Source organism: Streptomyces sp. NPDC001532, from assembly GCF_040298625.1.
GTDB lineage: Bacteria > Actinomycetota > Actinomycetes > Streptomycetales > Streptomycetaceae > Streptomyces.
On record NZ_JBEPAL010000005.1, the window covers coordinates 104,071 to 121,838 of the forward strand.

Annotated in this window: 15 protein-coding genes and 2 pseudogenes; 12 read left to right on the forward strand and 5 right to left on the reverse strand. The window is 73.1% G+C overall.

Annotated features, from left to right (window positions below; all coding sequences use genetic code 11):
• Positions 1–21 precede the first annotated feature (21 nt).
• Positions 22–1,166 (forward strand): annotated as a pseudogene (locus ABT232_RS07260) (adenosine deaminase); the annotation flags it as partial.
• A 34-nt stretch (positions 1,167–1,200) separates the two neighbouring features.
• Positions 1,201–1,887: a glycerophosphodiester phosphodiesterase gene (locus ABT232_RS07265; protein WP_351837115.1), complete on the forward strand. Its 687-nt coding sequence runs from the start codon at positions 1,201–1,203 to the stop codon at positions 1,885–1,887.
• Positions 1,888–1,946: 59 nt separating this feature from the next.
• Here the strand turns inward: ABT232_RS07265 and ABT232_RS07270 are convergent, their stop codons facing one another.
• Positions 1,947–2,549 carry an NADPH-dependent F420 reductase gene (locus tag ABT232_RS07270; RefSeq protein WP_351837118.1) on the reverse strand — a complete coding sequence of 201 codons (603 nt, stop codon included), beginning with the start codon at positions 2,547–2,549 and terminating at the stop codon, positions 1,947–1,949.
• 40 nt (positions 2,550–2,589) lie between these two features.
• Between ABT232_RS07270 and ABT232_RS07275 the strand changes: the two genes are divergently transcribed.
• Positions 2,590–2,967, forward strand: coding sequence for a winged helix-turn-helix transcriptional regulator (locus ABT232_RS07275; RefSeq protein WP_351837121.1), 378 nt, complete (start codon positions 2,590–2,592; stop codon positions 2,965–2,967).
• Between the two features lie 147 nt (positions 2,968–3,114).
• Positions 3,115–4,305, forward strand: coding sequence for a serine hydrolase domain-containing protein (locus ABT232_RS07280; RefSeq protein ID WP_351837425.1), 1,191 nt, complete (start codon positions 3,115–3,117; stop codon positions 4,303–4,305).
• A gap of 224 nt (positions 4,306–4,529) precedes the next feature.
• Here ABT232_RS07280 and ABT232_RS07285 read toward each other — a convergent pair whose 3' ends face one another.
• Positions 4,530–6,770: a heavy metal translocating P-type ATPase gene (locus tag ABT232_RS07285; protein WP_351837122.1), complete on the reverse strand. Its 2,241-nt coding sequence runs from the start codon at positions 6,768–6,770 to the stop codon at positions 4,530–4,532.
• A 137-nt stretch (positions 6,771–6,907) separates the two neighbouring features.
• Here ABT232_RS07285 and ABT232_RS07290 point away from each other — a divergent pair, with 137 nt between their 5' ends.
• A complete protein-coding gene (locus ABT232_RS07290) occupies positions 6,908–7,855 on the forward strand; it encodes a DUF8832 domain-containing protein (RefSeq protein ID WP_351837124.1) in 948 nt (315 codons plus the stop codon).
• Between the two features lie 46 nt (positions 7,856–7,901).
• Here the strand turns inward: ABT232_RS07290 and ABT232_RS07295 are convergent.
• Both ABT232_RS07295 and ABT232_RS07300 read right to left on the reverse strand, forming a co-directional pair.
• Positions 7,902–8,212 (reverse strand): annotated as a pseudogene (locus tag ABT232_RS07295) (spermidine/putrescine ABC transporter substrate-binding protein); the annotation flags it as partial.
• Between the two features lie 354 nt (positions 8,213–8,566).
• Entirely contained in the window at positions 8,567–10,006 is a 1,440-nt protein-coding gene (locus tag ABT232_RS07300; protein WP_351837127.1) for a gamma-aminobutyraldehyde dehydrogenase, read from the reverse strand.
• Between the two features lie 162 nt (positions 10,007–10,168).
• On the opposite strand from ABT232_RS07300, the gene ABT232_RS07305 reads away from it, so the two are divergent.
• The 7 genes from ABT232_RS07305 (at position 10,169) to ABT232_RS07335 (ending at position 17,006) form a co-directional block, all read left to right on the forward strand.
• The gene (locus ABT232_RS07305) at positions 10,169–10,684 is read left to right on the forward strand and encodes an Lrp/AsnC family transcriptional regulator (RefSeq protein ID WP_351837128.1); all 516 of its coding nucleotides are present in this window, start codon (positions 10,169–10,171) and stop codon (positions 10,682–10,684) included.
• A gap of 19 nt (positions 10,685–10,703) precedes the next feature.
• Positions 10,704–12,068, forward strand: a complete 1,365-nt coding sequence (locus ABT232_RS07310) for an aspartate aminotransferase family protein (protein WP_351837131.1) — start codon at positions 10,704–10,706, stop codon at positions 12,066–12,068.
• A gap of 208 nt (positions 12,069–12,276) precedes the next feature.
• On the forward strand, positions 12,277–13,017 hold the full coding sequence (locus tag ABT232_RS07315; RefSeq protein ID WP_351837134.1) for an ABC transporter ATP-binding protein: 741 nt from the start codon (positions 12,277–12,279) through the stop codon (positions 13,015–13,017).
• Entirely contained in the window at positions 12,999–14,426 is a 1,428-nt protein-coding gene (locus tag ABT232_RS07320; protein ID WP_351837137.1) for a hypothetical protein, read from the forward strand. Before ABT232_RS07315 ends, ABT232_RS07320 begins: the two co-directional genes overlap by 19 nt.
• Positions 14,427–14,555: 129 nt before the next feature.
• Positions 14,556–14,963, forward strand: coding sequence for a VOC family protein (locus ABT232_RS07325; RefSeq protein ID WP_351837140.1), 408 nt, complete (start codon positions 14,556–14,558; stop codon positions 14,961–14,963).
• Between the two features lie 33 nt (positions 14,964–14,996).
• Positions 14,997–16,130, forward strand: a complete 1,134-nt coding sequence (locus tag ABT232_RS07330; protein WP_351837143.1) for an LOG family protein — start codon at positions 14,997–14,999, stop codon at positions 16,128–16,130.
• Positions 16,131–16,295: 165 nt separating this feature from the next.
• A complete protein-coding gene (locus ABT232_RS07335) occupies positions 16,296–17,006 on the forward strand; it encodes an LAETG motif-containing sortase-dependent surface protein (protein ID WP_351837146.1) in 711 nt (236 codons plus the stop codon).
• A gap of 23 nt (positions 17,007–17,029) precedes the next feature.
• Here ABT232_RS07335 and ABT232_RS07340 read toward each other — a convergent pair whose 3' ends face one another.
• On the reverse strand, positions 17,030–17,743 hold the full coding sequence (locus ABT232_RS07340) for a maleylpyruvate isomerase N-terminal domain-containing protein (RefSeq protein ID WP_351837428.1): 714 nt from the start codon (positions 17,741–17,743) through the stop codon (positions 17,030–17,032).
• Between the last annotated feature and the right edge of the window lie 25 nt (positions 17,744–17,768).

Genomic DNA, 17,768 nt, shown 5'->3' on the forward strand with positions numbered 1-17,768 from the left:
CGGGCCCGCCCGGCGCCCGGCCCGGCCTACGATGACGGCGGCCCACCGATCAGCCGATCACCCGCGCCCCGCCCACCGCGAGGGGCGCCGTTCCCGGGGAGGAACCCGTGACCGACCGTCTTGTCACGCCCGCCGCAGGCGACCCGCACGCCTTCATCGCCGGACTGCCGAAGGCCGAGCTGCATGTGCACCACGTGGGCTCCGCCTCCCCCCGGATCGTCGCCGAACTGGCCGCCCGGCACCCCGACTCGAAGGTGCCGACCGACCCCGAGGCGCTGGTCGACTACTTCACCTTCACGGACTTCGCCCACTTCATCGAGGTGTACCTGTCGGTCGTCGACCTCATCCGCACCCCCGAGGACGTCCGCCTGCTGACCTACGAGGTGGCCCGCGACCTGGCCCGCCAGCAGGTGCGGTACGCGGAGCTGACCATCACCCCGTTCTCCTCCACCCGTCGCGGCATCGACGAGCTGGCGTTCATGGACGCGATCGAGGACGCCCGCAAGGCGGCCGAGGCCGAGTTCGGGACCGTGCTGCGCTGGTGCTTCGACATCCCCGGCGAGGCGGGCCTGGAGGCGGCCGAGGAGACGACCCGGCTGGCCACCGACGACCGGGTGCGCCCGGAGGGCCTGGTCTCGTTCGGTCTCGGCGGCCCCGAGATCGGCGTACCGCGCCCGCAGTTCAAGCCGTACTTCGACCGCGCCATCGCCGCCGGACTGCGCTCGGTGCCGCACGCCGGCGAGACCACCGGCCCGGAGACGGTCTGGGACGCGCTGACGCAGCTGCGCGCGGAGCGCATCGGCCACGGCACCAGCTCGGCCCGCGACGAGAAGCTGCTCGCGCACCTCGCCGAGCACCGCATCGCGCTGGAGGTGTGCCCGACCTCCAACATCGCCACCCGCGCGGTCCGCAGCCTCGACGAGCACCCCATCAAGGAGTTCGTGCGAGCCGGGGTCCTGGTCACCGTCAACTCCGACGACCCGCCCATGTTCGGTACGGACCTCAACTCCGAGTACGCCGTCGCCGCCCGCCTTCTCGACCTCGACGAGCGCGGACTGGCCGACCTGGCGAAGAACGCGGTGGAGGCGTCCTTCCTCGACCCGGCCGGCAAGGCACGGCTGGCCGAGGAGATCGACACGTACACCGCCGCCTGGCTCGCCCCCTGACCCTGCGGTCCTGACGGGGCAGCACAATGGGCGCATGCGCAATGTGACCGCCGTGGCCCACCGCGGCGCCCCGTACCACGCCCGTGAGAACACGCTCGACTCGCTGCGGACCGCGCTCGAACTGGGCGCGGACGCGGTCGAGATCGACGTACGGCTGACCCGGGACGGTGTTCCGGTGCTGCTGCACGACGAGACGCTGAAGCGGCTGTGGGAGCTGGACCGGCCGGTGCTCGCGCTGACGGCCGCCGAGCTGGACGGGCTGACGGAGGGACAGGTGCCGACGCTGGCCTCGGCGTTGGCCGCAACCGAGGGCAGCCGGGTGATGCTGGACCTGCCCGGCACCCCGGACGTCCGGGCGGCGCGCCGCGTCGTGGACGCGGTCCGCGCGTGCGGAGCCGACGACCGGGTCTACTACTGCGCGGGCGCCGCCGCGATGCTCGCGGTGCGTGCCGCCGACCCGGCCGCCGAGATCGCCCTGACCTGGACCACGCTGGCGCCACCGCGGCCGGCGGTGCTGGACGCGGTACGCCCGCGCTGGCTCAACTACCGCTTCCCGCTGGTCGACCGCGACCTCGCCGCCCGCGTCCACCACGACGGCTATCTGCTGTCCGTCTGGACCCCGGACACCCGCCGCTCCATGCGCCGCCTCCTCGACCTGGGCGTCGACTCGATCACCACGAACCGCGTGGACACCTTGTGCGCGCTGCGCCGCGAGGCCTGATCGCGCACCACGTCGTGGGCCACCGCGCGCGGCTGATCGGACCAGGTGCGAGACGCCCCCTAGTCGCGCGGCCCCGCGAACTCCAAAGGCGGTGCGATGGCCTGGGCGTCCGCGCCCTCGCCCACCCACAGCCCGATCAGCAGCGCCGCCGTCGCCTCGACCAGTCCGGCCCGGTCCAGGCCGCCGGCGTGCAGCGGCTCGCAGCCGAGGTCGCGCACCAGTCGTCGTACGGCGGACAGAGCGGCCTCGTCGTCGCCGCAGAGCGGCACCGCCAGCGGGCGGCCGTCGAAGACGGGCGGGGTCAGCCGCCAGACGTCGACGTGGCAGAGGTTGAAGGCCTTGACCACGTGCGCGCCGGGCGCGGCGGCGGCGATGCGTTCGGCGGCCGAGGGCCCGCCCGCCGTGCGCAGTGCGAAGCCCGGTCCGACCGGGTTGGTGCAGTCGATCAGCGTCCGGCCGCGCAGCGCGTCGGCGAGCCCGCCGACCACCTCCACCACCGCCTCGTACGGCAGTGCCAGCAGCACCGCGTCCCTGCCGTGCTCCGCCGCGGCCCGCAGTCCGCCGTCCCGGCGGCCCCCGGCCACCACCTCGTGCCCTGCCTGCCGCCACCGGGTGCCCAGGGCGTCGGCCATTCCTCCGGTACCGAGAATTCCTATCTTCATGCCCAGCACGGTAGGGAGCCGATCGGGCACCATTCGGTAGGTGACCTCCGACCAGGCCTTCCTCGCCGACTGCCGCGCCCGGCTCGCCTTCGATCTGCTCGCCAACACCTGGAACTCGGTGGTGCTGTGGGCCCTGAGGGACGGTCCGTGCCGTCCCGGGGAGCTGCGGGAGCGGATCGGCGGGATCAGCCAGAAGGTGCTGACGGAGACCTTGCGCAGGCTGGAGTCCAACGGGCTGGTGACTCGGCGCGCGTACGGCGGTGCGCCGCCGCGCGTCGACTACGGACTCAGCGATCTGGGACGGACGCTGCTGGCGCCGATCGACGCCTTCGGCGCCTGGGCTTTCGAGCACGGCGACGAGGTGATGGCGGCGCAGGAACGCTACGAGCGGGAGCGCGGACCGCGGACCGGCCCTTAGGGGTATCGCCTGACAACTCCCCCAGCGGACGCGGTGGTTGCTCCGGGTGGGACCAGGGTCGGGCACCCTCCTCGCCGACGATCCCGGCGCGGCCGGACCGGCTCAGGATGATCAGTGTCACTCGCCGATCACCAGGAGCAGCCCGCCATGCGTCTCAGCCGCCGTACGACCGCCGTAGCCGCCGCCCTCGCGCTCGCCCTCGCGGCGGGCGGCCCGCTGGCCGCCGCACCCGCCTTCGCCACCCCCGCCGCGCCCGACACCTCCGCCGCCTCCGCGCCGGCCACCGTCGACCGCCCGGAGCGGTCGGCTCCGGACGCCGCCGCGCTGAGCGCCGCGCTCGACGGCGTGCCCGACGCGCACGCCACCGCAGCCCTGGTCAGGGTCGGCGGCACGGACGGTGTCTGGCGGGGCAGCGCGGGCGTACGGGATCTCGTGAGCGGTCGCGCCGCACACCCGGACGCCCGCTTCCGCGCCGGTTCCACGACCAAGGTGGTGACCGCGGCCGTCGTCCTCGATCTCGCCGCGGAGGGCCGGATCGACCTGGACCGGCCGGTGCAGCAGTACCTGCCAGGACTGCTCGGCCCGGACTTCCTGCCCATCAGCGTGCGGCAGCTGCTGAACCACACCAGCGGCATCCAGCCCGGCAAGGCCCTCGGCGCCACGGTCGAGGAGGCGTACGAGCACCGCTTCGACACCCTCACCCCGGACGAGGTGGTGGCGACGGCGGTGGCGAAGGGCCCGGCGTTCGATCCCGGCGACCGGCAGCAGTACCTGAACATCAACTACACGGTCCTCGGCCTGCTGATCGAGAAGGTCACCGGCCACTCGTACGCCGCCGAGGCGTCCCGGCGCGTGCTGCGCCCCGCCGGGATGCGGCACACGTCCTTCCCGGGCACCGACCCCCGTATCCACGGCCCGCACAACCGCGGCTACCAGGCGATGGCGCGGCCGGACGGCACGACCCGGCTGGTCGACGTCACCGAGTGGAACCAGGCGGACCGCTGGGCGGCCGGGGACATGATCTCCACGACGGCCGATCTGGAGCGGCTGGTCGAGGCCCTGTTCCGGGGCCGGATCGTGCCGCGGCCGCAGCTGGAGGAGATGTTCACGGTCCCGGCGGACATCGACGGCGCGACCTACAGCGCCGGGCTCCAGCGCTTCGCGTACGAGGGCCGGGTCTACTGGTTCAAGTCCGGTGCCCGCTACGGCTACAGCTCGGCGGTCGCCGCGACCCGCGATCTGAGCCGCACCCTCGTCTACTCGGTCAACGACACCGACGCGAAGGACACGTCGGGCAACCCGGTGGTCCAGGCCATCGTGGCAGCGGCGCTCAAGTAGCCGGGGAGCACAGGCAGCCGGGAGCACGGGGAGTCGGAAAGCCGCGGAGTCGGAAAGCCAGGGCGTCGGGAAGCCGGGGAGGCGGAAAGCCAGGGCGTCGGAAAGCCAGGGAGGCGGGAAGCCGCGGAGGCGGAAAACCAGGGCGTCGGAAAGCCAGGGAGGCGGGAAGCCGGGGAGCACGGGGAAAGGGGCGGCGTCCTGGGAGGCCGCCCCCTGCGCCCGCGTCAGCCCGCGGCCTTGAACCCGCGTAGCCGCAGCGAGTTGCCGACCACGAACACCGAGGAGAAGGCCATCGCCGCGCCCGCGATCATCGGGTTCAGCAGGCCCGCCGCGGCCAGCGGCAGCGCGGCCACGTTGTAGGCGAAGGCCCAGAACAGGTTGGACCTGATGGTGCCGAGGGTCCGGCGGGAGAGGCGGATCGCGTCGGCGGCGGCGCGCAGGTCGCCGCGGACCAGGGTGATATCGCCGGCCTCGATCGCCGCGTCGGTCCCGGTGCCCATGGCGAGTCCCAGGTCGGCCTGGGCGAGGGCGGCCGCGTCGTTGACGCCGTCGCCGACCATGGCGACCGTACGGCCCTCCGCCTGGAGCCGCTCGACGACCGCGACCTTGTCCTCGGGCAGCACCTCGGCGATCACCTCGTCGATGCCGACCTCCGCGGCCACCGCCTCGGCGACGGCCCGGTTGTCGCCGGTGAGCAGCACCGGCCGCAGTCCGAGGGCGCGCAGCCGGGCGACCGCCTCCGCGCTGGTGTCCTTGACCGCGTCGGCGACCTCCAGGACGGCCCGGGTCTCGCCGTCCCAGGCGACCGCGATGGCGGTCCGGCCGGCCGCCTCCGCCTCGGCCCTGGCGCGCTCCAGGTCCGCCGGCAGGGAGATCGCCCATTCCGCCAGCAGCTTCCGGCGGCCGACGAGGACGGCGTGGCCCTCGACGACGCCCTGCACGCCGAGTCCCGGGACGTTGGCGAAGTCCTCCGGGACCGGCAGCGTGCCGGTCCGCTCGGCGGCCGCGGCCGCGACGGCCCGGGCGACGGGGTGCTCGGAGGCGTTCTCCAGGGCTCCGGCCAGCCGCAGCACGTCCTGGGTGTCGGTGCCGTCGGCGGCGTGCGCGGCGAGCAGGGTCATGCGGCCGGTGGTGACGGTGCCGGTCTTGTCGAGGACGACGGTGTCGACGCGGCGGGTGGACTCCAGCACCTCGGGGCCCTTGATGAGGATGCCGAGCTGGGCGCCGCGGCCGGTGCCGACCAGCAGCGCGGTCGGCGTGGCGAGCCCGAGGGCGCAGGGGCAGGCGATGATCAGGACGGCGACGGCGGCGGTGAAGGCGGCGGTCAGTCCGGCGCCGTTGCCGAGCCAGAAGCCGAGGGTGCCGAGGGCGAGCGCGATGACGACCGGGACGAAGACTCCGGAGATGCGGTCGGCGAGCCGCTGGGCCGCGGCCTTGCCGTTCTGCGCGTCCTCGACCAGGCGGGCCATCCGGGCGAGCTGGGTGTCGGCGCCGATGCGGGTGGCCTCTACGACTAGCCGGCCGCCCGCGTTGACGGTGGCGCCGGTGACGCTGTCGCCGGCCCCGACCTCGACGGGGACGGACTCGCCGGTCAGCATCGAGGCGTCCACGGCGGAGGTGCCCTCGACGACCGTGCCGTCGGTGGCGATCTTCTCGCCGGGGCGGACGAGGAAGCGGTCGCCGCTCTTGAGCTGCGCGACGGGCAGGCGCACTTCGGCGCCGTCGCGCAGCACGGTGACGTCCTTGGCGCCCAGTTCCATCAGCGCCCGCAGCGCGGCGCCCGCCTTGCGCTTGGAGCGGGCCTCGAAGTAGCGGCCGGCCAGGATGAACGCGGTGACGCCGGCGGCGGCCTCCAGGTAGATGTTCCCGGCGCCGTCGCCGCGGGCGATGGTCAGCTCGAAGGGGTGGGTCATGCCGGGGGTGCCCGCGGTGCCGAGGAAGAGCGCCCACAGCGACCACAGGAACGCCGCCGAGGTGCCGACCGAGATCAGGGTGTCCATGGTGGCGGCGCCGTGCCGGGCGTTGGTCCAGGCGGCGCGGTGGAAGGGCCAGGCGGCGTAGGTGACGACGGGTGCGGCGAGGGCCAGGGACAGCCACTGCCAGTACGTGAACTGGAGCGCGGGCACCATGGCCATGGCGATCACCGGGACGGACAGGACGACGGCGGTGACGAGCCGTTCGCGCAGCGGCTTCAGCTCGTCGGTCTCGGGCACCGGTTCCGGGGCGGCGAGCGGGGGCGCGGGTTCCCGGGCGGTGTATCCGGTGGCCTCGACGGTGGCGATCAGGTCGGGGACGGTCACGTTCTCCTCGTAGGTCACCTTCGCCTTCTCCGTCGCGTAGTTGACGGTGGCGGTCACGCCGTCCATGCGGTTGAGCTTCTTCTCGATGCGTGCCGCGCAGGAGGCGCAGGTCATCCCGCCGATGGCGAGTTCGACCTCGGTGGCTGCGGGGGTGGTGGTGATCATCGGTCCTCCTGGGCTTCCGGTGCGCCGGCTCTCGGCCCGCCTCTTCACTTGATACCCCCAGGGGGTATAAGGTGCTCACATATATACCCCCTCCGGGTACCCAGATCAAGAGTCGCAAGAGCCGTCAGGAGTCAGAGATGCGTCCCCTCCACAAGATCGGTGCCTTCGGCGCCGCCCTGGCCGTGTCCTTCGCCGCCGCCTACGGGATCGGCAGCGTCGTCTCCCCGGTCTCCACCGACAGCGGCGGCCACGAGTCGGCCGCCCACTCCACTCCCGCGCCCGCGGACACCTCGCCGGGCGGCCTCCAGATCTCCGAGCGCGGCTACACCCTGGACCTGCGCACCCCGCGCCTGCGGGCGGACGAACCGAGCACTTTGCGCTTCGTCGTCCGCGACGCCGAGGGCCGGCCGGTGACCGAGTACCGGCGCGAGCACGAGAAGGAGCTGCACCTGATCGTCGCCTCACGCGACCTGACGGCCTACCGCCACCTGCACCCGACCCGGTCCGCCGACGGCACCTGGACCACCACCGCCGACCTCCCGGAAGCCGGCGGCTACCGCGTCCTCGCCGACTTCACCCCGGCCGCGGAGCGCGAGGGCCTGACTCTCGGCGCCGACCTCGCGGTCTCCGGCGCCTACACGCCGGACGCCCTGCCCGCCGCCGCCGCGACGGCCACCGTGGACGGCTACACGGTCACCCTCGACGGCACCCTCCGGGCCGGCGGCGAGAGCGACCTCACCTTCACCGTCCGCCGCGACGGCCGGCCGGTCACCGGTCTCCAGCCCTACCTCGGCGCCTACGGCCACCTCGTCGCCCTGCGCTCCGGCGACCTCGCCTACCTGCACGTCCACCCGCACGAGGAGGCCCACGGCACCGGCACCTCCGGCCCCGAGGTCGCCTTCTCCGCCACCGCACCCAGCGAGGGCGCCTACCGCCTGTTCCTCGACTTCAAGGCGGACGGCGAGGTCCGCACCGCCGCCTTCACCGTCCACGCGGGCGAGCGGGCTGCCACCCCGGCCGCACCGCAGCCGGAGGAGACCCGCGAGCAGGGGGGCCACGAGGAGGAGACCCCGCACGGCCACTGAGCAACCGCGCCCCTCACAGCCCGGCGATCACGTCACAGCCCGGCGATCACCTCTCAAGCGGGCGATCACCTCTCAAGCGGGCGATCACGTTCCACCGCTTCCCGAACTCCGCCCGCTCCTGCGACGTGATGTCCCGCGCGAGCGCCGGCCGCTCGCGCATCGCCGAGTCCGGGAAGATCAGCGGGTCCTCCGCCGGCGCGGCCGTCTCGCGGCCCTTGGCGGAGGCCGGCACGTCCCGGGCGGCCGGGACGGGGCAGACGTAGTTCACCCAGGCGGCCGGCTCGGCGGCGGCCTCGGGGGCGTCGTAGTGGTCGATCAGCCGCTCGGGTTCGCCTTGTGCCGGGCCAGGTCGGGAAGGCCGGTGAGGGCGGCGGCGGCGAGGGCGCGCAGCAGGGAACGGCGGTAGGGGTACGAGGTCTCCGGGGGGGCACCCGGGAAGGATGCCGGGCCCGGCCGCACGGGGACGATCGACGAGGCGTCGAGCGGGAACGGACACATCCGACACCCTTGACTCCGGCCGCGAGACCCGATCGGCCGAGGAGACGACCACTCCCGGACGCGACGTGACCCCGGAGACGACCACTCCCGGACGCAAAGTGCCCCGGAGACGACCCGGCCCCTGACATGACGCCGCCCCGGACATGACGCGGCCCCGGACGGTCCGTCCTCCGTCCGGGGCCACGAGTCACGGGTTCACCGTTCGCGCGGGGTTCACGCGTCCAGGGACGTCATGACGTGCTTGATGCGGGTGTAGTCCTCGAAGCCGTAGCCCGACAGGTCCTTGCCGTAGCCGGACTTCTTGAAGCCGCCGTGCGGCATCTCGGCGACCAGCGGGATGTGGGTGTTGATCCACACACAGCCGAAGTCGAGCTTCTTGGACATGCGCATCGCACGGCCGTGGTCCTTGGTCCACACCGAGGAGGCGAGGGCGTACTCGACGCCGTTGGCCCACTGGACCGCCTGGTCCTCGTCGGTGAAGGACTGGACGGTGATGACCGGGCCGAAGACCTCGTTCTGGACGATCTCGTCGTCCTGCTTGAGGCCGGAGACCACGGTCGGCGCGTAGAAGTAGCCCTTGTCGCCGACCTGCTGGCCGCCCGCCTCGACCTTGGCGTGCGCGGGGAGGCGCTCGATGAAGCCGGCGACCTGCTTGAGCTGGTTGGGGTTGTTCAGCGGGCCGAAGAGCACGTCCTCGTCGTCCGGCTGGCCCGTCTTGGTCTCGGCCGCGGCCTTGGCGAGCGCGGCGACGAACTCGTCGTGGATGGACTCCTGGACCAGGATGCGGGTCGCGGCCGTACAGTCCTGCCCGGCGTTGAAGAAGCCGGCCACGGAGATGTCCTCGACCGCCTTGGCGATGTCGGTGTCCTCGAAGACGACGACCGGCGCCTTGCCGCCCAGCTCCAGGTGGACGCGCTTGACGTCCTTGGCCGCGGACTCGGCGACGGACATGCCGGCGCGCACCGAGCCGGTGATGGAGGCCATCGCCGGGACCGGGTGCTCGACCATCGCGCGGCCGGTCTCGCGGTCGCCGCAGATGACGTTGAAGACGCCCTTGGGCAGGATCGAGCCGATGATGTCGGCGATCAGCACGGTGGAGGCCGGGGTGGTGTCCGACGGCTTGAGGACGACGGTGTTGCCCGCGGCGATGGCCGGGGCGAACTTCCACACGGCCATCATCATCGGGTAGTTCCAGGGCGCGACCTGGGCGCAGACGCCGACCGGCTCGCGGCGGATGATCGAGGTCATCCCGTCCATGTACTCACCGGCGGAGCGGCCCTCCAGCATCCGCGCGGCGCCCGCGAAGAAGCGGATCTGGTCCACCATCGGCGGGATCTCCTCGGTGCGGGTCAGCCCGATGGGCTTGCCCGTGTTCTCCACCTCGGCGGCGATCAGCTCCTCGGCGCGCTCCTCGAACGCGTCCGCGATCTTCAGAAGGGCCTTCTGCCGCTCGGCCGGGGTGGTGTCCCGCCACGCGGGGAACGCGGCCTCGGCGGCCGCCATGGCGGCGTCGACGTCGGCCTGCCCGGACAGCGGTGCGGTGGCGTACGCCTCGCCGGTGGCGGGGTTCACCACGTCGGTGGTCCGTCCGTCGGCGGCGTCCCGGAACTCTCCGTCGATGTAGTTGCGCAGGCGACGCAGTTCGGTGGTCACTGCCGGCCCTCCTGTCGGTGTCCATTCCTTGAGATGCCCACCCTAGTCGCTCGACCCACGGTTTCAACACCCCCCAACCGCTCAGATCTGCGAAATCCGCAAGCTTCAAACTCGTAAACAACGGATTTCATCAATCCCGCCTTGCGAAACTGTCGAGTCCTCGTGCACAGTGAGGTCGTGGCCAGTCGAAGCGCAGACCAGAGGGACTCCCGCGAGTCCAGGAACGGCACCCCCCAGTTGGATGCCGTCTCCCTCGCCATCATCGAGCAGCTCCAGGAGGACGGCCGCCGGCCGTACGCCGCCATCGGCAAGGCGGTCGGCCTGTCCGAGGCCGCCGTGCGCCAGCGCGTCCAGAAGCTGCTCGACCAGGGCGTGATGCAGATCGTCGCCGTCACGGACCCGCTCACCGTGGGCTTCCGCCGGCAGGCGATGGTCGGGATCAACGTCGAGGGTGATGTGGAGTCCATCGCCGACGCGCTGACTGACATGTCGGAGGTGGAGTACGTGGTGATGACCGCGGGCTCGTTCGACATCCTCGCGGAGATCGTCTGCGAGGACGACGACCACCTGCTGGGCGTCATCAACAAGCGCATCCGGGCCCTGCCGGGCGTGCGCTCCACCGAGAGCTTCGTCTACCTGAAGCTCAAGAAGCAGACCTACATGTGGGGAACCCGATAACCGTGAGGACCCGATAACCGTGAGCACCAAGGACCTCAGCCGATCCGCGTACGACCACCTGTGGATGCACTTCACCCGCATGTCGTCGTACGAGAACGCCCCCGTCCCGACCATCGTCCGCGGTGAGGGCACCTACATCTTCGACGACAAGGGCAAGCGCTACCTCGACGGTCTCGCGGGCCTGTTCGTGGTCCAGGCCGGTCACGGCCGCACGGAACTCGCCGAGACGGCCGCCAAGCAGGCGAGCGAGCTGGCCTTCTTCCCGGTGTGGTCCTACGCCCACCCGAAGGCCGTCGAGCTGGCCGAGCGCCTCGCCCACGAGGCCCCGGGCGACCTCAACAAGGTCTTCTTCACCACCGGCGGCGGCGAGGCGGTCGAGACCGCCTGGAAGCTCGCCAAGCAGTACTTCAAGCTGGTCGGCAAGCCCACCAAGTACAAGGTCATCTCCCGCGCGGTCGCCTACCACGGCACCCCGCAGGGCGCCCTGTCCATCACCGGCCTGCCGGGCCTGAAGGCCCCCTTCGAGCCGCTGGTGCCCGGCGCGCACAAGGTGCCGAACACCAACATCTACCGCGCCCCGATCCACGGCGACGACCCCGAGGCCTTCGGCCGCTGGGCGGCCGACCAGATCGAGCAGCAGATCCTCTTCGAGGGCCCGGACACCGTCGCCGCCGTCTTCCTGGAGCCGGTGCAGAACGCCGGTGGCTGCTTCCCGCCGCCGCCCGGCTACTTCCAGCGGGTCCGCGAGATCTGCGACCAGTACGACGTGCTGCTCGTCTCCGACGAGGTCATCTGCGCCTTCGGCCGCCTCGGCACCACCTTCGCCTGCGACAAGTTCGGCTACGTACCGGACATGATCACCTGCGCGAAGGGCATGACCTCGGGCTACTCCCCGATCGGCGCCTGCATCGTCTCCGACCGGCTCGCCGAGCCGTTCTACAAGGGCGACAACACCTTCCTGCACGGCTACACCTTCGGCGGCCACCCGGTCTCCGCGGCCGTCGGCCTCGCCAACCTCGACATCTTCGAGAAGGAGAAGCTGAACCAGCACGTCCTCGACAACGAGGGCGCCTTCCTGCAGACCCTCCAGAAGCTGCACGACCTGCCGATCGTCGGCGACGTCCGCGGCAACGGCTTCTTCTACGGCATCGAGCTGGTGAAGGACAAGCACACCCGCGAGTCCTTCAACGAGGAGGAGACCGAGCGCGTCCTGTACGGCTTCCTGTCGAAGGCGCTCTTCGACAACGGCCTGTACTGCCGTGCCGACGACCGCGGCGACCCGGTCGTCCAGCTCGCCCCGCCGCTGATCTCCACCCAGGAGACCTTCGACGAGATCGAGCAGATCCTGCGCGCCACCCTCACGGAGGCGTGGACGAAGCTGTGATCAGCTGACGCGCCGATCTTCCGCAAGGATGATCAACCACGGCCCCGGTGCCGCCCGTTCGAGTGAGAAACGGGCGCCCGGGGCCGCGTGCTGTCCGGGCTCCCGCCCCGAGCTGCCTAGCGTGCCAGTGACCGATCGGCCCCGCCTTCGTTCCCCCGCACGGGGGAACAGGCACGGGAACTACGGATCTGAACCGAGGTGTACGCCCATGGAGGCCCCGCCGGACAACGACGTGCTGTGGGCACGGTCGCTGCACTTCACGCACCAGGACGGCTCACCGGCGCTCAGCGGGGTCTCGCTCGGCGTCCGGGAGGGCGAGATCCTGGCCGTCACCGGCCCGCGCGGCAGCGGCAAGAGCACCCTGCTGGGCTGCCTGTCCGGACTGCTGCCGGTGCGGCGCGGCGAGGTCTGGTTCAACAGCGTCCCCGTGCACACCATGGGCCCCCTCACCCGGGAGCGGCTGCGCCGGGACCGGTTCGGCTGGATCGACCCGACCCCCTCACTCGTCCCCGAGCTGAACGTCTGGGAGAACGCCGCGCTGCCGCTGATGCTGCGCGGCAGCACCCGCCGACGCGCCAAGGTCGCCGCCCTGGAGTGGCTGGAACGCCTCGACATCGGCGACAAGGCCCGCAGACGCCCCGCCGAACTGCGCCAGGCGGAACGGCAGCGCGCCTGCATCGCCCGCGCCCTCGCACCCGCGCCGACGGTCCTGTTCGCCGACGAGCCGACGGCCCCCCTGCACCGCGCCGACCGGGGCCACGTGCTGCGCACGCTCACCACGGCGGCCCGCTCGCACGGCATCACCGTGGTCCTCGCCACCCACGACGCGGAGACGGCGGCGCTGGCCGACCGCACGGTCTCGCTGCTGGACGGACGGCGGGTGCACACCGTCCATCTGCCGCCGGCGCCCGAGACGGAAGGCCGGGCCGCGTGCTCGCTCTCCGCCTGACCCGCAGCGCCCACCCGGCCGTCCAGCTGCGCCGCCTGCTGCTCTCGGCGGCCTCGGCGGGCACGGGTTTCCTGCTGCTGTCCGCCCTCGGTTACGCGCTCGGCCACCCCGGTGACCCGGCCGGCGCCCTGCTGCTCCGCCTCGCCTGGTGCGCGGCGCCGCTCGCCGCGACCGCGCACTTCGCCGTCGCGGTGGCCCGCACCGACCCGGCCGCCGGCCCGCGCCCCGGCCTGTCGGCCATCGGCCTGGGCCCGGCCCGGCTGATGGCCGTCTCGGCGGTGACCACGGCCCTCGCCACCACACTCGGCTCCATGCTGGCCCTCCTCGTCTTCCTGCATCTGCGCGGCGACCTCACCGGCATGCCCTTCGACGGCGCGGCGGCCGACTTCCTGGCCGCGGACCAGCCCCTGCCGCTCCCGGCGGCCCTCACCCTGCTGGCCCTGGTCCCCGCGACCGCGTCCCTGTCCGTCGCCCTGGTGCTCCGCCCCCGCGACCCCCGCCCCGCGACCGCCGGCCAGCTGCGCCGCTTCGGCCGCTTCGGCGCGTACGGCGGCGGGACGGGGGCCCAGGAGACGTTCGGGGCGTACGGGAGGTTCGGGGCGCGCCTCGGCCGGACGGCGGGCGACCGGACGACGGGCGACCGAACCGCGGGCGAGCAGGCCCCAGGAGGCCGGGCCGCGACCGACCGCACCGCGGGCGAGCAGGCCGCAAGCAGCCGGACCACGGGTGAGCGGACCGCCGCCCCGGCGCCGCACACCGCGACCGACCTCGCCGACGCACCCCCGGCCCGGCCCGAGCCCCCGGCCGCGGGCCCCGCCGCCGCCCTGCCCTGGGGCATCGCCACCGTCGCCGCCGGCCTCGCCACGGAGGCCTGGGCCGGCCGCACCACCACCCCTGCCGAGCTGACCGTGCCCAGCGGTCTGGCCACCGGTCCCGTGGGCGTCCTCCTCGGCTGGGCGCTGACCGCCGTGGGCCTCGCGCTGGCCGGCCCCGGCCTCACCCATCTGTGCGGCCGGCTCCTCCAGGCGGTGCGCCCCAGCGCCCTGCGGCTGCTCGCGGGCCGGGCCCTGATGGAGGAGTCCGCGCGCATCGGCCGCCCCCTCGGCGTGGTCTGCGCCGTCGCCTCCGCCGGGTACGCGCTGGCCACCCTCCAGGACCCGGCCGCCCTCGGCCCACTGACCACCCTGGGCGCGGTCCTGGTCGCGGGCTGCGCCACCGCGACCCTCCTCACCTCCGCCGTGGAGGCGCGGCAGTCCCGCGCCGACACCACCGCCGCCCTGGTCCGCCTGGGTGCCCCGGCGACCGTGCTGCGCGGCGCGGCCGCCCTGCGCGCGGGTGCGCTGCTGGCGGTGTTCGGCCCGCTGACCCTGATCGTCGCCGCGCTGGCGGCCCAGCCGCTGGCCCGCTGAGACCGCGAACGGGCCGCCGGGAACTCGTCCGAGGAAAATCCCCGTACCGCGATGAGTTCTCGACGGCCGCCCGGTCTACCCCCACGAACGGCACACAGAGCACCGCGCGACCCGAGGGAGAGGCCCCCCATGTACCAGCAGATGATCTTCGTGAACCTGCCCGTCGGCGACGTCGACGCCTCGCGGACGTTCTTCACGGAGCTCGGCTATTCGATCAACGAGCAGTTCAGCGACGAGTCCACGGCCAGTGTGGTGATCAGCGACACCATCATCGTGATGCTGCTCAGCAAGGAGAAGTACGCGCAGTTCACCAAGAAGGAGATCGCGGACGCCACCCGGACCAGCGAGGTCCTGATCGCGCTGAGCGCGGAGAGCCGCGAGAAGGTCGACGAACTGGTGGACAAGGCGATCGCGGCGGGCGGCTCGGCCAGCGGTGAGACCCAGGACCTCGGCTTCATGTACGGCCGCGCCTTCGACGACCTCGACGGCCACACCTTCGAGGTCGCCTGGATGGACCCGGCGGCGATCGAGGGCTGACAGGCCGTCGGCCCGGCTGCCTAGCATGGGCGGGTGCATCAGACACCCGCCCGGCCGGAGCAGCCGAACCACGCCTCCCACGACCGGGAGATCGAGTCCCTCGCCGAGTTCGACGAGGTCGTCTCCCAGCAGCGGACGCTCGCTCACTTCCGCGTCCAGGCCGTCGATCTGACGGACCGCACGGACGTCCTGCTCACCGTCGACGTCACGGGCGCCGTCTTCCTCGGCTGCCCGATGGACCCCGAGGCGGCCGCCCGGGTGCGGGCCGCCGGAGCGCTGGCCTTCCCGCCCGTACCGGGACTGCCCTTCGACCCGTACCGGGGCTTCGTCTACACCCCGGACGAGCTGTTCGACGGGCTCGCCGACGGCTACGAGGCCACCCCTGACGCCCGGTCCTACGCCTGGTTCCAGCGGACCCGGGCCGACGGCGACATCTTCGCGTCCATGCTGCGCGCCGTCCACGACGACTCCGTCTCCGACGCCCTCGACGAACTCCTCGTCGGCGCGCGGGTGGTGGGCGTCATGGGCGGCCACGCGATGGCGCGCGGCACCGACGCCTACGCCGGCGCGGCCCGCCTCGGCCGGGAACTGGCCCGCTCCGGCCTCACCGTCGCCACCGGCGGCGGTCCCGGCGCGATGGAGGCGGCCAACCTCGGCGCGTACGCGGCCCCGTTCGAGAACGGCATGCTCACCGAGGCACTCCGACTGCTCGCCAAGGCGCCCTCGTTCGTCCCGTCCGTCACCGACTGGGCACGGGCCGCCTTCGAGGTGCGCGGCAACTGGCCCGGCGGCGGCCCCTCGGTCGGCATCCCGACCTGGTTCTACGGCCATGAGCCGCCGAACGCCTTCGCCGCGCACCTCGCCAAGTACTTCTCCAACGCCACTCGCGAGGACGGCCTGCTAGCCCGCTGCACCGCCGGTGTGGTGTTCCTGCCGGGCGCCGCCGGCACCGTCCAGGAGATCTTCGACAACGCGACCCCGAACTACTACGAGTCGCGGGGCGAGCCGACCCCGATGGTCCTGGTGGACCGCGAGCACTGGACGGAACGGCTGCCGGCCTGGCCGCTGCTGCAGGCGCTGGCGCGGGAGCGTCCGATGGCGGCCCGGATCGCCCTGGTCGACCGGATCGAGGAGGCCCCGGCGGCGTTGAAACGTCTCGGCGGTTAATGAGCGGGCAAAGCCAACCCCCGTGCCGGGCATATGCATTGACACTTCTTATGGAGCGCTTATAAACCTGTGAGCCTCTTGGGAGTGCCGGGACAGCCGCCGCGTGCCGGCGGCACCCCGTCACCCCGCCAACCCCCCTCATGCGTATATCCCGTAAGGACAAACGTGTCCATAACCCGTCGTAACGTTGCGCGTTCCGTGCGTGTGCTCGGTGTCGCCTCCGCTTCCGCCGCGCTCGCGCTCGGTGTCGCCGGCACCGCCCTCGCCTGCGACATCAGTGAGTTCTCCGCCGCCGCCGAGTGCGCCGGCGGCAAGGGCGTCATCACGGTCACCGACAAGGACCCCTCGGGCGTCCCGGCGACCGTGACGGTCTACCTGGAGAACAACGGGGCCGACGAGCGCCTGGTCGGCACCCAGGACGTCAAGGGCTCCCGCGAAGGTGTCACGATCACCTTCGAGGAGGACTGGAAGCCGAACGCCACCTACCGCATCCACGTCAAGGCCGGGAACCAGGTCGACGAGGACATCAAGCCGAACCTGACCACCCCGTCCACCCCCTGCAAGCCCGGCGACGAGACGCCGACCCCGACGCCGACCCCGTCCGAGACGCCCTCGGACACCCCGCCGGCCACGCCGACCCCGTCGGCCCCGGCCGAGTCCGCCACCCCGACCCCGTCCGCCCCCGAGGGCAGCACCGCGCCCGCGGACACGGCGAGCAACGCGCCGTCGCCCGCGGCCGGGGAGTCCAACCTCGCCGAGACCGGCGCCGGCTCCAACACCGGTCTCATCGCCGGCATCGCGGCCGTCCTGGTCGTCGTCGGCGGTGGCGCGGTCTTCTTCGGCCTGCGCCGCCGCGGAGCGAACAGCGACCGCTGATCACCCGCCGCAGCGACCGCTGATCACCGACCGCACACCCGGCCCGTCCCCCGCACGACCGAGGGGGGCGGGCCGTCCGCCGTGAACCGGCGGTTCAGCCGAACGTCGCCCGCTGGAGCCAGAACTCCAGCAGCTCCCGCTCCCCCAGTTCCCCCAGCACCTCGAGCTCCGCGCCGCTCGATCAGCCACCCGGCGTTCAGCCCCGGCCCGGCGTCGGTGGCGTGCAGGTGGATGCCACGGCCCGGCCCGCGCGGTTCGGCCGCCGCCTCGTCCCGCGCCGACCGCTGCACGAACCGCACGATCTCCAGCCACTCGTCCACGGCGTCGGCCGCCACCTCGGGCGCCACCTCGTAGGGCAGCCCGGCGGCGAGCGCCGCGTCGGCACGGTGGACGGTGATCTCGTGGGTCGTACGGCGGGCCCGGAACCCGGCGTCCGGAATCCCGGCCCAGCCCCACACCCCGGCGTCCGGCCCGGCCTCGCGCAGCGCAGCGCAGCGCGGCGCGGCGCAGCGCGGCGCAGCGCGGCGCAGCGCGGCGCAGCGCGGCGACGACCGCCTCCGCGCTCTCGGCGCGGCAGGCGTCCAGCGCGGCCGCGTCGCCGGTGGCCTGCGGTCCGGCGCCGCCCGGGACCTCGCTCCGGTCGACTTGCTCCGCCCGGTCGACGTGCTCCGCGGCCCGCGTGCGCACCAGCAGCTCCAGCGACCGGTGCGGGCAGGTCGGCACGGTGGCGGAGAGATCGGCGCCGGAGGTCACCACCGACCT